At 71.9% G+C, this 13942-nt stretch carries 12 protein-coding genes; all 12 read right to left on the reverse strand.

The genetic code is table 11. The annotated features are described in order from the left end of the window. Positions 1-43: 43 nt before the first annotated feature. Positions 44-1438, reverse strand: a complete 1395-nt coding sequence (locus V3T34_RS09230; protein WP_305078115.1) for an FAD-dependent oxidoreductase — start codon at positions 1436-1438, stop codon at positions 44-46. Further along, a complete protein-coding gene (locus V3T34_RS09235; RefSeq protein ID WP_305078114.1) occupies positions 1435-2046 on the reverse strand; it encodes a cysteine hydrolase family protein in 612 nt (203 codons plus the stop codon). The genes V3T34_RS09230 and V3T34_RS09235 overlap by 4 nt, the downstream gene beginning before the upstream one ends. Further along, the gene (locus tag V3T34_RS09240) at positions 2043-4109 is read right to left on the reverse strand and encodes a hydantoinase/oxoprolinase family protein (RefSeq protein ID WP_305078113.1); all 2067 of its coding nucleotides are present in this window, start codon (positions 4107-4109) and stop codon (positions 2043-2045) included. Before V3T34_RS09240 ends, V3T34_RS09235 begins: the two co-directional genes overlap by 4 nt. Beyond that, positions 4106-5791: a hydantoinase B/oxoprolinase family protein gene (locus tag V3T34_RS09245; protein WP_305078112.1), complete on the reverse strand. Its 1686-nt coding sequence runs from the start codon at positions 5789-5791 to the stop codon at positions 4106-4108. The genes V3T34_RS09240 and V3T34_RS09245 overlap by 4 nt, the downstream gene beginning before the upstream one ends. Then, positions 5788-6654, reverse strand: coding sequence for an isocitrate lyase/PEP mutase family protein (locus V3T34_RS09250; protein WP_305078111.1), 867 nt, complete (start codon positions 6652-6654; stop codon positions 5788-5790). The genes V3T34_RS09245 and V3T34_RS09250 overlap by 4 nt, the downstream gene beginning before the upstream one ends. A 307-nt stretch (positions 6655-6961) precedes the next feature. After that, entirely contained in the window at positions 6962-8356 is a 1395-nt protein-coding gene (locus V3T34_RS09255; RefSeq protein WP_060845730.1) for an MmgE/PrpD family protein, read from the reverse strand. Positions 8357-8359: 3 nt separating this feature from the next. After that, positions 8360-9061 (reverse strand): ABC transporter ATP-binding protein, encoded by a 702-nt coding sequence (locus V3T34_RS09260; RefSeq protein ID WP_060845731.1) that lies wholly within the window; start codon positions 9059-9061, stop codon positions 8360-8362. Continuing rightward, complete coding sequence (locus V3T34_RS09265) at positions 9054-9800, reverse strand: ABC transporter ATP-binding protein (protein ID WP_060845732.1); 747 nt, start codon at positions 9798-9800, stop codon at positions 9054-9056. The genes V3T34_RS09260 and V3T34_RS09265 overlap by 8 nt, the downstream gene beginning before the upstream one ends. A 4-nt stretch (positions 9801-9804) precedes the next feature. Next, positions 9805-10788, reverse strand: a complete 984-nt coding sequence (locus tag V3T34_RS09270; RefSeq protein ID WP_305078110.1) for a branched-chain amino acid ABC transporter permease — start codon at positions 10786-10788, stop codon at positions 9805-9807. Further along, entirely contained in the window at positions 10785-11657 is an 873-nt protein-coding gene (locus V3T34_RS09275) for a branched-chain amino acid ABC transporter permease (RefSeq protein ID WP_060845734.1), read from the reverse strand. Before V3T34_RS09275 ends, V3T34_RS09270 begins: the two co-directional genes overlap by 4 nt. A 2-nt stretch (positions 11658-11659) precedes the next feature. Then, positions 11660-12877 (reverse strand): ABC transporter substrate-binding protein, encoded by a 1218-nt coding sequence (locus V3T34_RS09280; RefSeq protein ID WP_060845735.1) that lies wholly within the window; start codon positions 12875-12877, stop codon positions 11660-11662. Then, positions 12874-13692 (reverse strand): GntR family transcriptional regulator, encoded by an 819-nt coding sequence (locus tag V3T34_RS09285; RefSeq protein WP_091885294.1) that lies wholly within the window; start codon positions 13690-13692, stop codon positions 12874-12876. Before V3T34_RS09285 ends, V3T34_RS09280 begins: the two co-directional genes overlap by 4 nt. Positions 13693-13942: the final 250 nt, after the last annotated feature.

Genomic DNA, 13942 nt, shown 5'->3' on the forward strand with positions numbered 1-13942 from the left:
GCGGTTCATCGAACAGGTCCGGGAGATGGTGAGGCGCTTTGATCTAACAAACCCCCGTCGCCCCCGCCGCCTGGCCTGCGATGCGCCCGAGCGCCACCGCCGCCAGCAGCCCGTTGCCCGAGAGATACCCGCCCGGCCCCGTCCCGGAGACGCCGCAGGCCGCCCCGCCCGCGGCGAACAGGTTCGGGATCGCGGCGCCGTTCTCCGTGAGAACCCGCGCGTCGTCATCGACTACGAGGCCGCCCTGGGTGTGGAACAACGCCCCCGTCACTCGCACCGCCCTGTAGGGCGCCCCGAGCGCCGGCACGCCCGCGAAGGAGCGCCCGAAGCCATCCCGCCCCCCGTCGCGCTTCAGCGCCTCGACCTCGGCCAGGGTCGCCGCCAGGGCATCCTCCGGCAGGTGAAGGCGCGCGGCGAGCTCGGCGATGGTCTCCGCCTCGACGATCGCCCCGGCGCTCTCGGCCTTCCGAAAATCCTCGAACTGGCGGGCGATCCCGGCGATGCGCGCGTCGAACACCGTGACGACGCTCCCGCCGGGCTGGCGCAACACTTCCGCCGCCTGCTCGGAATAGCCCTTGCTCTCGTTCGAGAACCGTCGCCCCTCCGCGTTCACCTGGAACCCGCCCTCCGTGACCGTCGCCCAGGTGATCAGGATGCCGTGCGGATGCGCCACCGAGCCGTGGCCCTGGTGGCCCGAGAGGTGGCGGGTGGCGGCACCGAGCGCCGCGCCCCAGAGCAGCGCGTCGCCCTGGTTGCCCTCGTGGCCGAAATACAGCGCGCCGGAGAGGTCCGGGACGTGCTTGGCCACCAGGGCCTTGTTGCCGCCGTAGCCGTTGCAGGCCAGTACCAGCGCCCGGCAGGCGACGCGCTCGCGCGAGCCGTCGGGCCGCACGAGGCCGAGGCCCCGGATGGCGCCGTCCTCGGCGTAGAGGGTGTCGACCGCGGCCTCGCACAGGATCGGGATGCCGGCCTCCTCGACGGCGCGGGCGAGGCGGTCGACCAGCTCCTCGCCGGACCGGCTCGGCAGGCCGTGCATGCGGTTCGCCGAGTGGCCCGGATAGCGGAAATCGGTGATGACCGAGAAAGGGAGGCCGTGGCGATCGGCGAGCCATTCGAGGGCGGGGCCGACGCTGCCGGCGAGGCGCGCGACGAGGGCCGGATCGGGCTCGTCCTTGGCCTTCGCCATGATGTCGGCGGAGAACAAGGCCGGGCTGTCCTCCAGGCCGGCCTCCCGCTGCCAGCGGGTGCCGGGGGCCGGGACCAGCCCGGCCGAGAGGGCGGTGGAGCCGCGGGGCACGGGATCGCGCTCGATCACCAGAACCTCGGCCCCGGCCTCGTGCGCGGCGAGTGCCGCCACCAGCCCGGCGGCGCCGGCGCCGATCACCGCGACCGGGACCTCGATGTCGAAGGCGACTCCCTTGGCGGATTCGATCGTCATGCGGACAGCTCCGCCAGGATCTCGGCGACCTCCGCCACTCGGCAGACGGGCTTGAGCGCGTCGATCGCGGTCCGGTGCACGGAGGGCGAGAACGCCGCGCAGGCATCCGACAGCACGGTCACGGAGAAGTCGCGGACATGGGCGTCGCGCACCGTCGAGGCGACGCCGCCGTTGGTGACGATGCCCGAGACCAGCAGCCGCTCGATTCCCGCCTTGCGCAACACCCATTCGAGCCGGGTCATGTAGAAGGCCGAGTAGGCGACCTTCTCGACCGTGAGGTCGGCGGGCTGGAGTTCGTCCACCAGCGCGTGGCCCCAGGCTCCGGGCAGAAAATCGCCCTTGCGCAGGAACGGCCGCAGCTCGCGCAGATGGGGCGAGATCATCGGCTCGCCGCCCTTGCCCGGCACCAGCGTGAAGTGGGTCGAGACGATGAAGCCGCCCCGCGCCCGGATCAGCTCGGCGAGCGGGCGCACCGTCGCCGGCACGGCCGCGATCTCGGGTGCCGCCTGACCGGCCCGGCCATAGGCGCCGTCCGGATGCAGGAAGTCGTTCTGCAGATCGCAGATCAGCAGCGCGGTGCGCTCCATCGGGATCGGGGCATGGCTCATGCGGGAGCTCCCGTGCGGGTGACGACCACGTTGCCGAGCCGGTCGACCCGCGCCGTCAGGTCGGGATCGACCACCGTGGTGGCGTCCGGCTGCTCCAGGATCGCCGGGCCGGGGATCTCGGCGCCGACGGGAAGCGAGAGGCGGGCATAGACCGCCGCCTCGTGCCAGGCGCCGGCGAACCAGACCGGCCGGCTGCCGGTGCGGGCGGCCTCCAGCGACGCATCCGCCCCCGGCGCGAGCGCGGCGAGATCGAAATGCGGCCGCCGGCCGATCGCGGCGGTGCGCAGGTTGACGATCCGGGTGCCCAACCCCGGGAGCAGGCGGCTGAACGAGGTGCGGTAGGCCGCCTCGAACGCCTCCTGGATGATCGCCACCGTGACGCCGGTGGTGCCGTTCTCGACCGTTACGGGGAGGGCCACCGCCACGGTGTGTGTCTGGCCGACATAGTGCATGTCGAGCTCGAACACCGTGTCGATGCGCGACACCGTGAGGCCGGCGGCCTCGACGACCTCCCGGGCGGCTTGCGCTTCCGCCACCATCCGCCGGTCGAGGGCGGCGGCGTCGAGGCCGGCCAGCGACAGGTTGAGGGTCTGGACCTGGTCGTGCCGGATATCGGCGATGACGCAGCCGAGGGCCGAGGTGACGCCGGGATAGCGCGGCACCAGCGCCCCGCGCAGGCCCACATCCTTGATCAGCGCGCCGACATGCAGCGCCCCGCCGCCGCCGAACGGCACCGCGGCGAATTTCTGGGGGTCGTGCCCGCGCTCGATCGAGACGAGGCGGATCGCCCCGGCCATCTTGCCGTCGGCCACCCGCACGATGGCTTCGGCCGCCGCCATCACGTCGAGGCCGAGGGGGCCTGCGACGTGCTCCCGGATCGCGGCCTTGGCGGCTTCCACGTCGAGGCGCTTCAGCGCGCCGCCGATCGGCCGCTCGGCGTTGATCCGGCCGAGCACCACGTTGGCGTCGGTGAGCGTCGGGCGGGTGTTGCCCTGGCCGTAGCAGACCGGGCCCGGCCGCGAGCCGGCGCTTTCCGGCCCGACCTGGAGCAGGCCGCCGGCATCGACATGGGCGATCGAGCCGCCGCCGGCGCCGATCGTGCTGATCTCGATCATCGGCGTGCGGATGACGAGACCGAAATCGATGGTGGTCTGGGCGGCGAGCGCCGTCTCGCCCTCGACCACCAGCGATACGTCGAAGGAGGTGCCGCCGAGGTCACCCGTGATCACGTTCGGGAAGCCGGCCTCCTTGGCGATGGCGGCGGCCGCGATCACCCCGGCCGCCGGCCCCGACAGGGCGGTGCGGACGGGAAGACGCCGGGCGGTGGCGGTCGACATCACGCCGCCGTTCGACTGGACGATGTGGAAGCGGCCCTCGAACCCCTCCGACTCCAGCGCCCGGTCGAGCTTGCCGAGATAGCTGCCGACGACGGGCTGGAGATAGGCGTTGAGCACCGTCGTCGAGGTGCGCTCGAACTCGCGGATCTCCGGCAGGATGCCGGACGAGCGCTCCACGTTGGCGTTCGGCCACACGGCGGAGGCCGCCTCCATCGCGACCCGCTCGTTCTCCGGGTTGGCGTAGGCGTTGACGAAGCAGATCGCCAGGGCCTCGGCGCCGTTGGCGATCAGCGCGCGGGCGGCCTCGGCCACCTGATCCGGGTTCACCGCCTCCCGGATCGTGCCGTCGGCGAGCGTGCGCTCGTCGACCTCCAGCCGCAGGTCGCGGTCGACCACGGGGACGAAATCGCCCCACAGGCCCCAGGTGTGGCGCCGGTCGCGCCGGCGCATCTCCAGCACGTCGCGAAAGCCGCGCGTGGTGATGAGGCCGATCCGGGCTCCTTTCCGCTCCAGGAGCGCGTTGGTGCCGACCGTGGTGCCGTGAACGATCGAGGCGAGGCCGGCGACCGGGCCGAAGCCTTTCAGGCCGGCGAGGAAGCCCACCGCCTCATCGCCGCGGTTCGACGGGACCTTGCCGGTCTGGAAGCGGCCGGCGGCCTCGTCGTAGTAGAACAGGTCGGTGAAGGTGCCGCCGACATCGACGCCGACGATGGCACGGGGGGTCATTGCTCGTCTCCGGTCGTCAGGGCATAGTCGCGGGCGGCGGCCTCCGGGCTCACGTAGCCGAGGCGCAGGTCGCGCCGCAGGGCGTCGCGGTTCCGCTCGGCCGGGTGGCCGAAGCCGCCGCCGCCGGGGGTCTCGAGCCGCACCCGCTCGCCGGCCTTGATGCGGACATCCGTCACCTTCGAGACCATCGGCGGGCTCGCCCAGCCGTCTTGCGTCTGCCAGCCGAAGCGGTTGAGCGCCGCGGATTGCCCGCCCTTGACGCCGAACGGCGCCACCTTGCCGCGCTCGCCGAGCAGGAACACGTCGGCATCGGTCAGGGTCTCGATCTCGTAGACCGCGCCGAGCCCGCCGCGATGGGCGCCGGCCCCGGCGCTGTCGGGCCGCAAGGCCCACTGGGTGAAGACCACGGGATAGGCGGCCTCCAGGATCTCGACCGGGGGAATCGTCGCGGTCGAGATCGGGTTGTTGGCGTGGCTCAGGCCGTCGGTCTCGGGGTTGCCCCCGAGGCCCCCGCCGAAGAACGAGAACATCACCCAGCGCGAGCCGTCGGCCCGGTGGCCGGCGAGCGAGAGCGCGTTGATGGTGCCGAAGGGCGCGGCGGTCGCCCGGTCCGGATCGGCGGCGGCCAGCGCGCCCAGCACCACGCCGATCAGCCGCAGGATCGTCTCGGTGTAGCCCGCCATCGGCTTCGGGGCGCCGGCCCCCAGCAGGGTCGTCTCCGGCACCGTGAAGGTGATCGGACGCAGGCAGCCGGCATTGGCCGGCACCTCGGTGAAGACGTGCTTCAACGCGACGTAGCAGGCCGCCACGGTCGTCGCGTGCGAGATGTTGATCGGGCCTTGCGCCGGCGCCGAGGAGCGCGAGAAGTCCAGCACCATGCTGTCGCCCTCGATGGTGAGGTCGAGGGCGATGGTCAGCGGCTCGTCGATGATGCCGTCGTTGTCGAGCACGTCCGAGAAGCCGTAATGGCCGTCCGGCAGGGCCCGGATCGCGGCGCGCATCAGGGCCTCGGCCCGGTCGGAGAAGGCCGCGAAGGCGGCATCGACCGTGGCGTCGCCGTACTCGTCGAGGAGCGCGGTGAAGCGGCGCTCGCCGAGATCGAGGGCGTTGAGCTGGCCGTTGAGGTCGCCCCAGTTCGAGGTCGGGACGCGGGTGTTGGCGGCCAGGATATCGACGATGTCCTGGTTGAGGCGCCCGGCGGAGAAGAGCTTCACCGGCGGGAAGCGTACGCCCTCCTGGAAGCTCTCGGTCGCCTTCGGGTTGTAGCCGCCCGGCACGTTGCCGCCGATGTCGAGCCAGTGGCCGACCGAGGCGAGCCAGCAGAAGAGCTGCCCATCGCGAAAGACCGGGCGGACGAGGCGGAAGTCGTTGAGGTGGGTGCCGCCGCTATAGGGGTCGTTGAACAGGAAGGTGTCGCCGGGCACCAATCCGCCCTCGCGCTCGACCTTGGCGATCACCGCCTTCACCGCGAACGCCATGGCGCCGACGAAGATCGGCAGGCCCTTGGTGCCCTGGACCAGGGTGTCGCCGGTGGTGGCGTGGTAGAGTCCGTGGCAGGCGTCGCGGGCCTCGGCGATGATCGGGTTGAAGGCCGAACGGTAGAGCGTCGCGTCCATCTCGTCGGCGATCTGCTCGAGGCGGCCCTTCAGCACCGCCAGGGTGACGGGATCGATCGGGGTCATTGTCCCGCTCCTTCATAGGCGCGGCCGCGGGCCAGCATCTCGGGCGTGCCGATGAGCGCGTTCAGTTCGCCGAAATCGAACATCCGGTCGGCGAACGGCGTGTTGGTGCCGGCCTTGGCGAGCGAGCCGTAATAGGCCTGGGCCGTGCGGGCGAGCGCCCGGACGATGCCGCCGGGGAAGATCACCAGCCGGAAGCCGAGCGCCCCGAGATCGGCGGCCGAGGCCAGCGGCGTGTCGCCGCCCTCGACCATGTTGGCGAGCAGCGGGCGGGTGTGGCCGAGGGCCTTCGTGACCTCGGCGAGCTGGTTGGCCGAGCGGGGCGCCTCGACGAACAGCACGTCGGCCCCGGCCTCCGCATAGGCTTGCGCCCGCTCGATGGCGCGCTCGAAGCCCTCGACCGCCACCGCGTCGGTGCGGGCGACGATCAGGGTCTCGGCGCTGACGCGGGCGTCGAGCGCCGCCTTGATCTTGCCGACCATGTCGCCCTGGCCGATCAAGGTCTTGTCCTGGAGGTGGCCGCAGCGCTTGGGGTAGCTCTGGTCCTCGAGCTGGATCGCGCTGGCGCCGGCCCGCTCGAACAGCCGCACGGTGCGCTCGACGTTGAGCGCGTTGCCGTAGCCGTTGTCGGCATCGACCACGAGGGGCGTCGCCACCCGGTCGCGCACCAGCGTGATCGTCTCGGCGACCTCGGTCATCGCGACGAGGCCGATATCGGGCCGGCCCAGCCGCGTATAGGCGATGGCCGCGCCCGAGAGGTACAGGGCCTCGAATCCCGCATCCGTGGCGAGCGAGGCCGTGAGGGCGTCGTAGACGCCCGGAGCGACGAGGACGCGGTCCTCGGCGAGGCGGGACTTCAGGGACATGACGCGGGGTGTTCCTCGTTCGGTTTCATCACGTTCGTGGTGCGCGCTTCCCCTCTTCCCGCAGGCGGGGCACCTCTCCTCCCCCTTGTGGGGAGGAGTCGGAGGTGGGGGTGGTGCCGGATGAAGCGCGCGCCCTACGCGGCACCACCCCCACGTGGGATCTTCGATCCCCATAGCCCCTCCCCACAAGGGGGAGGGGAGCGCGTATGCTATTGCCGTTCTGAATGCAGTAGAGAGTTTTCCGAATTTATCGGCGGGATATATTTGCCAAAAATGTAATATTATTTAGGTATCCAGATAGCGCGTCTCACGCCACCAGCGCCAGCAACGCCCCGACCCTCTCCGCCTTCTCGATCCCGGCGACCGCGCGGATGATGTCTTCGCTCCGCTCCGCTCCCCAGACCGGCCCGGCGAGCGCCCGGAACTTGTCCCGCACGTCGTCGGCCGAGTACGGGTCCTCGGTGTCGCCGCGGTTGGTGAGCGCCTTCGCCGAGAGCTTGCGGCCGTCGGCCAGCGTCAGGGTGACGGTGGCGGGCCGCAGGGACGGCAGCTGCGCCGTCATCGCCGGGTCCTCCCGCACCATCACCCGGCGGGCGAGCGCGAGGATGCGGCGGTCGGCCCGCGCCTCGTCCCGGAAGGCGTCGGTGTTCGCCTCGCCCCGCACCAGGGCCGCCGCGAGGGCGAAGGGCAGGGAGAACTTCGCCGCCAGCATCGTCTCGGGCGCCGGGTGGTCGAGCTGCGCCGCCCAGACGTAGGTGGCGACCTCGACCGAGCGGACGGAATCCGGGTCGAGCGGACCGGATTCAGCGCGGATCTGCGCCAGGGCGTCGAGGGCGCCGTGGGTGTAGCGGCAGGCGGCGTGGCGCTTGAAGTAGTTGCGGGCGATCTCCCAGCGGGTCCCCAGCTCCTCCACCATCGCGTCGGCGGAGAAATCGTCGGCGAGGATGCCGCCATAGACCGTGCCGATCCCGTCGCGCTCGGGCAGGAAGCCGCTCTCGGCGAGGTCCCAGGCGGTGAGCCCGAGCTGGTTGGAGAACCCCGCATAGGTGTTGCGGACGGTCGCCCCCTCCAGCATCGTGCGCCGGCTGGTGCTCAGACCCAGCGACGAGGCGAGCCCGATCGCCCGGCCGATCATCGCGGCATCGGCGCCATGCAGCTTCGCCACCGCGAGCGCCGCGCCGACGGTGCCCCAGGTGCCGTGCGGGTGCATCGTCACCCGCAGTTTCGAGGCGATGCCGATCCGCGCGCCGATCTCGTAGCCGAGGACCAGCGCCGCGATCAGGTCGGCGCCGGAGGCCTTCACTTCCTGGGCGACCGCGAGGGCGGCCGGGACGACGTGGATCGCCGGGTGGCCGCGGGCGTACTGGTTGCCCTCGTCGAGCTCCAGCGTCGTGCCCGCGGCCCCGTTGACCAAGGCCGCGTCGCGCGGATCGAGCGACAGGCCGCTGCCGATCGCCGGGGCCGCGCCCGTGCGGCGGGCGGCCAGCCGCTCGGCGAGCGCCCGGCACTCCGGCTCGCGCATCCCGGCGGCGATGACGCCGAGCGAATCGAGGAGGACGAGGCGGGCGCGGTCGAGCGCCGCCTCGGGCAGGTCGGAGAATTGGAGGTCGGCCGCGAAGGCGGTCCAGCGCCCGAGCCAGGCGGGGACGGGCTCGGCCATCAGCGTGGTGGCCGGCACGATGCCGGGGGTGACGATGCCCATGGCTCAGAGCCCCAGATAGGTGCGGCGCAGGGCCGGGTCGGCGGCGAGCGTCGCGGCCTCGCCTTCGAGCGCGACGGTGCCGTTCTCCAGGATGTAGGCGCGGGTCGCGAGGTCGAGCGACTGCACCACGTTCTGTTCCACCAGCATGATCGGCAGTCCTTCCTGGTTGAGGGTCCGGACGAGCGTGAACATCTCCTCGACGAGGAGCGGCGAGAGCCCGAGCGAGGGCTCGTCGAGGATGAGGAGGCGGGGTTCCGCCATCAGCCCGCGGCCGATGGCGAGCATCTGCTGCTCGCCGCCCGAGAGCGTGCCGGCGGCCTGGGCCGCCCGCTCGCGCAGGCGCGGAAAGGTGGAAAAGACCCGCTCGATGTTTTGCGCGCGCCGCGCCCGGCCGCGGCGGTAGCTGCCGAGCACCAGGTTCTCGCGCACGCTCAGGTTCGGGAAGATCTTGCGGCCTTCCGGGACGTGGATCAGCCCGGCCTCGACGATGGCAGAGGCCGAGGCGTTGGTGATGGCCTGGCCGTCGAAGCGGATCGTGCCGGTCCGCGCCGAGACGACCCCGGACAGGACCTTGTTGAGCGTCGTCTTGCCGACGCCGTTGGCGCCGAGCACCGCGACGATCTCGCCCGGCTGCACGCAGAGGTCGAGGCCGCGCAGGACCTCGGTGGCGCCGTAGCCGGCGCGGAGCCCGGAGACCTCAAGCATCGACGGCCTCTTCGGCTTTCATGCGGGCGGCCGCGCCCTTGCCGAGATAGGCTTCGATCACCTGCGGATCGGCGCAGACCTGCCGCGGCGGCCCCGAGGCGATCATCCGCCCCTGCGCCAGGACGAAGACCTCCTCGCACAGGGTCATCACCGCCTGCATGATGTGCTCGATCATCAGGATGGTGACGCCGCCGTCGCGGATGGAGCGCACCACCGGCAGGATGTCGCGGATCTCGGACGGGTTGAGGCCCGCCAGTACCTCGTCGAGGAGGAGGAGGCGCGGCTCGGTGGCGAGCGCCCGGGCGACCTCCAGGCGCTTGCGCCCGGCGACCGTGAGGTCGGAGGCCGGCTTGTCGAGCTGGTCGCGCAAGCCCACCCGGGTCCCGACCTCCCGGGCCTTGGCGACGGCGTCGGCGCGTTTCGGATGGCGCAGATAGGCGCCGACCGCGATGTTCTCGGCCACCGTGAGCCCGGCGAAGGGCTGGACGATCTGGAAGGTGCGGGCGATGCCGCGGCGCGCCCGCAGGTGCGGCGCCTCGCCGGTGACGTCGGCACCATCGAACAGCACCCGGCCCTCGCTCGGGGTGAGGAAGCCCGAGATCATCCCGAACAGGGTGGTCTTGCCGGCGCCGTTCGGGCCGATCAGCCCGGTGATCGAGCCGGCCGGCACCGCGAGCGAGGCGTGATCGACCGCGACGAGGCCCTGGAAGCGCTTGGTGAGGGAATCGACGGCGAGCATCGGGTCAGGCTCCCACCGGGACGGTGCGCTCGCCGCGGGCCTTGCGCCGGCGGCGGAAGGGACGCAGGCCGAGCAGCCCCTGCGGCGCGAAGGCGATGACGGCGATCAGGCAGGCGCCGAACACCACGAGGTCGACCCCCGGGATGCCGCCGGCGAGGTGCTTGGTGACCTCGCCGAGGCCCTGCAGGGCGAGCGCTCCCACGAGCGGCCCGAAGGCGGTGCCGATGCCGCCGACGATCGGCGCCAAGAGTGCCTCGACGGAGATCCAGGTGCCGTAGGCGACGCCCGCATCGAGGTAGAGGAAGGACTGGACGTAGAGCCCGCCGGCCGCCCCGGTGATCGCCGCCGAGAGCGCGATCGCGCGCAGCTTGACCGCGAGGGCGTCGACCCCGAGCGCCCGGGCCGCCTCCTCGTTCTCGCGCACGGCGATGAGGTGGGCGCCGAAGCGCGAGCGTTCGAGCCAGCGCGAGATCAGGAGCGCCACGCCCACGAAGGCGAGGACGAGGAGGTAGAAAAGCTTGCGGTCGGCAAATTGCAGGGTCGCGAGGCCCGGCCGCAGGGGCAGGAGCAGGCCGGCCGCCCCGCCGGTGAAGTCCGCGGCGTTGGCCAGGATGCGGAAGACCTCCGCGAAGGCCAGGGTGACGAGCGCGAAGTAGGAGCCGCGAAGCCCAGCCCGGAAGCTCAAGTAGCCGATGGCGAGGCCGACGAGCGCGCCGAGCCCGATTCCCGCCCCGAGCGCCCCCCAGGCGTTCCAGCCGAGCTTCATCTGCAGGATCGCGGTGGCGTAGGCGCCGGTGCCGAAGAAGGCGGCGTGGCCGAAGGAATACTGGCCGCCGAAGCCGCCGAGCACGTTCCAGCCGAGGCCCGCGAGCGCGATGATCAGCGTCGTGACCAGGAAGTTGAGGACGCTGCCCGACAGCCCGAGAAAGGGCAGGGCGGCGAGCAGGGCCAGGGCGAGGATCGCGGGCAGGAGGTCGCGGGCGCTCATGCGCGGGCTCCGAACAGGCCGGTCGGGCGCACCAGCAGCACCAGGATGAAGATCAGGAAGATGCCGATCTGGCCGAGGCTGTCGCCGAGCAGCAGGCCGGAAAAGCTCTCGACGACGCCGATGATCAGGCCGCCGACGAGAGCGCCGGCGATCGACCCCATGCCGCCGAGCACCACGATGGTGAAGGCGACGAGCACGAAGGCGGCGCCCGAGCGCGGGTTGACGTAGTAGGTCGGCATCAACAGGCAGGCGGCGACGGCGAGGCAGGCGCAGCCGATGCCGAAGGTGACGGCGTAGACGTGATCGACCTCGATGCCGACGAGGCGCGCGCCGAGCTTCTCCCGCGCCACCGCCCGGATCGCCCGGCCGGTGTCGGTGCGGTTCAGGACAAGCCAGAGCAGGCCGGTGACGGCGAGCGAGGCGGCGAAGCCGATCACCCGCGGCGTCGAGAGGAGGAGCGGCCCGAGCTCGATCACCTGGAGCGCGGCATCGGAATCGAGCGCGCGGGTGTCGGAGCGGAAGAGCGCGAGGAGCCCGTTCTCCAGCACGATCGACAGGCCGAGCGTGACGAGCAGCACGTTGTTGTCGTTGCCGTGGCTCGCCGGGCCGATGACGAAGCGCTGGAGGCCGTAGCCGAGGCCGAACATCAAGGGCACGATCCCGACCATCGCCCAATAGGGATCGACGTGGACCAGAGCGAAGGCGCCCCAGACCGCGAACATCGCGACGGTGAGCAGCGCCCCGTGCGCGAAGTTGATGATGTGCAGCACCCCGTAGACCAGGGTCAGCCCGAGGGCGATGAGGGCGTAGACCGCCCCCGTCATCAGGCCGTTGAGGGCCGCCTCGATCAGGATCTGGGGCGCGTACATCGTCACGCCTTGAGCGGGAAGTTGGCCTTGGTCTCCGCGAAGGCCTCCGGGGCGATCACCTTGACGTCGCCGCCCTGGACCTGGGTGTTGAGCGGGAGCGCGCTGGTGTTCTGGCCGGTGTCGAACTTCGACTGGCCGTAGGGCATCACGCCGCTCGAGAAGCTCTGGGTCGAGAGCGCCTCGATGATCTTGAGGCGGTCGGGCGCCCCGGCCTTCTCGATCGCCTCGGCCATCAGGCGCACCGCCGAGTAGTTCATCGGCACGTTGTAGGCGAAGGCCCGGCCCGCGGCTTCCGTGCGCTTGCGCAATTCGGCCGTCAGCGGGTTCTTCGGATCGGGCCAGTGGTTGCAATCCATCACGCCCTCGGCCGCCTGCGGGAACTCCTTGACGAAGCGCAGCGAGGAAGCGCCGCCGCCGAGGATCGCGTAGATGCCCTTCGGGCGGACCCTCTGCTGGAGCATCGTGCGGGCGAGCAGCACGAACTCGCCGTAGTAGTTCGAGGGAATCACCAGATCGGGCTGGAGCGAGCGGATGCGCAGCACGACGTTCGCCATGTCGCGGGCCGGGCTCGGATGCGAGACGGTCTCGAGGATCTCGAAGCCGAGCTTCGGCAGCTCGGCCTGGAGGAGCTTGGCGAGGCCGGAGCCGAACAGCCCGTCCTCGTGCACGATGACGACGGTGCGGGCCGGCTTGCCGGCGGCGTCGTTGAGGGCGACGAGGCGTTCCAGCGCGCTCTTCGTCACCATGCCGAAGCTCGGCGAGAACCGGAACGTGTTCTTGAGGCCGCGCTTCGTCAGCTGGTCGGCGACGCCGACATCGATCAGGTAGGGCAGGTCGTAGCGCGAGGCCGCCTGGCTCGCGGTGGCGCAGAGGCCGCTGCCGAAGCCGCCGACGATCGCCGCCACGCCCTCGCCGTTCAGGCGCTCGGTCTCCTGCGCCGCCGTCTCGGGGTTCGAGCGGCTGTCGGCGAAGACGATCTCCAGCTTGGCGCCGCCGAGGGCCTTGAGGCCGCCGGCCGCGTTGATGTCCTGGACCGCCAGCTCGGCGCCGAGCTTGCCCAGGTCGCCGTCATTGGCGAGCGCGCCGGTCACCGGCTGGATGATGCCGAGCTTCACGGACGCCCCTTGCGCCCGAAGGATCGCGGGCATCGCCACCAGCGAGGTCGCGGCGAGGCCGGTGCGCAGGACGGCGCGGCGGGAGGGGGCGAGGATCGAGGTCACGGGGCGGGCCTCCTGTGGGCGGGACGGCGGGTGGATTCGGATTTGACCGGGCGCGGCACCGCGGGCGTCCAGCGCCGCTCGCCGGCATCGCCGGTGCGCACGAGGTCCATCTGGAAGGCGTAGCGGTCGGGCCGGTAGAGCGCGTGCAGGTGCTCGACGCCGCGGCCGGAGGGGTCGAACACCACGCGGGTCAGCTCGATCAGCGCCGAGCCGACCTCGAGGTCGAGGGCGCCCGCCACCTCGGGGCCGGCGAGCGTCGCGCCGATCGCCTGGGTCGCCCGGTCGGCGACGACGCCGGAGCGCTCCATCAGCGAGAGGAGCGGCGTCGCCGCGAGATCGGCCTCCGAGTAGGACAGACCGACCCGCTCGGGGACGTGGGTGGTGAGGTAGGAGAAGGGCTGGCCGTCGATCAGGCGTACCCGCACCGAGCGCTGCACCCGCTCGCCGGGCTCCAGCAGCAGCGCCTCGGCGATGGCGGCGGGCGCCGCGACGTATTCGAACGACAGGAGCCGCACGCCGGTGGCCCGCCCCATGGCGATCAGCCCCGAGAGCAGGTTCGGCAGGTCGGCCACCACCGGCCGGGGGCCGGCCGGCGCCTGCACGAAGGTGCCAGAGCCCGGACGCCGGCGCACCAGCCCCTCGCTGGCCAGGAGGTCGAGGGCGCGCCGCACGGTGACCCGCGCCAGGCCGTGCTCGGCGGCGAGCACCGGCTCGCCCGGCAGCCGGGCACCGCTCGCCAGCCGGCCGCTGATGATCTGGTCGCGCAGCAGCAGGTAGAGCCGGCGCGCCTTGTGGGGTTCGATCGCGGAGGTCACGGGGCCATCCCTGGCTCGTGGCTTGCACGCCAGCTGCGGGAAGTGGATCGCCATCGGATCCGTCACGCCCTGACCTGTCCGATTATGCAGACAGGTTGCTGTCCGTCAATTGGGACAGCACAACTCCGGTTGCACAACTTCGCGCCGCACCTGCACCGGGTCCGGGCCGTCCCCGCGGGATCACCCGTGCCGGTCCGGCGCCTCACCGTGAACCGGATCGAGGCGCGACGCCGCGGCGTCTCGCCTCGCG

This window comes from Methylobacterium ajmalii, from assembly GCF_036448855.1.
Classification (GTDB): domain Bacteria; phylum Pseudomonadota; class Alphaproteobacteria; order Rhizobiales; family Beijerinckiaceae; genus Methylobacterium; species Methylobacterium ajmalii.

Excerpts from the sequence above, each read along its gene's own strand:
- V3T34_RS09230 (WP_305078115.1), bottom strand. The coding sequence starts at position 1,438 with ATGACGATCGAATCCGCCAAGGGAGTCGCCTTCGACATCGAGGTCCCG.
- V3T34_RS09235 (WP_305078114.1), bottom strand. The coding sequence starts at position 2,046 with ATGAGCCATGCCCCGATCCCGATGGAGCGCACCGCGCTGCTGATCTGC.
- V3T34_RS09240 (WP_305078113.1), bottom strand. The coding sequence starts at position 4,109 with ATGACCCCCCGTGCCATCGTCGGCGTCGATGTCGGCGGCACCTTCACC.
- V3T34_RS09245 (WP_305078112.1), bottom strand. The coding sequence starts at position 5,791 with ATGACCCCGATCGATCCCGTCACCCTGGCGGTGCTGAAGGGCCGCCTC.
- V3T34_RS09250 (WP_305078111.1), bottom strand. The coding sequence starts at position 6,654 with ATGTCCCTGAAGTCCCGCCTCGCCGAGGACCGCGTCCTCGTCGCTCCG.
- V3T34_RS09255 (WP_060845730.1), bottom strand. The coding sequence starts at position 8,356 with ATGGGCATCGTCACCCCCGGCATCGTGCCGGCCACCACGCTGATGGCC.
- V3T34_RS09260 (WP_060845731.1), bottom strand. The coding sequence starts at position 9,061 with ATGCTTGAGGTCTCCGGGCTCCGCGCCGGCTACGGCGCCACCGAGGTC.
- V3T34_RS09265 (WP_060845732.1), bottom strand. The coding sequence starts at position 9,800 with ATGCTCGCCGTCGATTCCCTCACCAAGCGCTTCCAGGGCCTCGTCGCG.
- V3T34_RS09270 (WP_305078110.1), bottom strand. The coding sequence starts at position 10,788 with ATGAGCGCCCGCGACCTCCTGCCCGCGATCCTCGCCCTGGCCCTGCTC.
- V3T34_RS09275 (WP_060845734.1), bottom strand. The coding sequence starts at position 11,657 with ATGTACGCGCCCCAGATCCTGATCGAGGCGGCCCTCAACGGCCTGATG.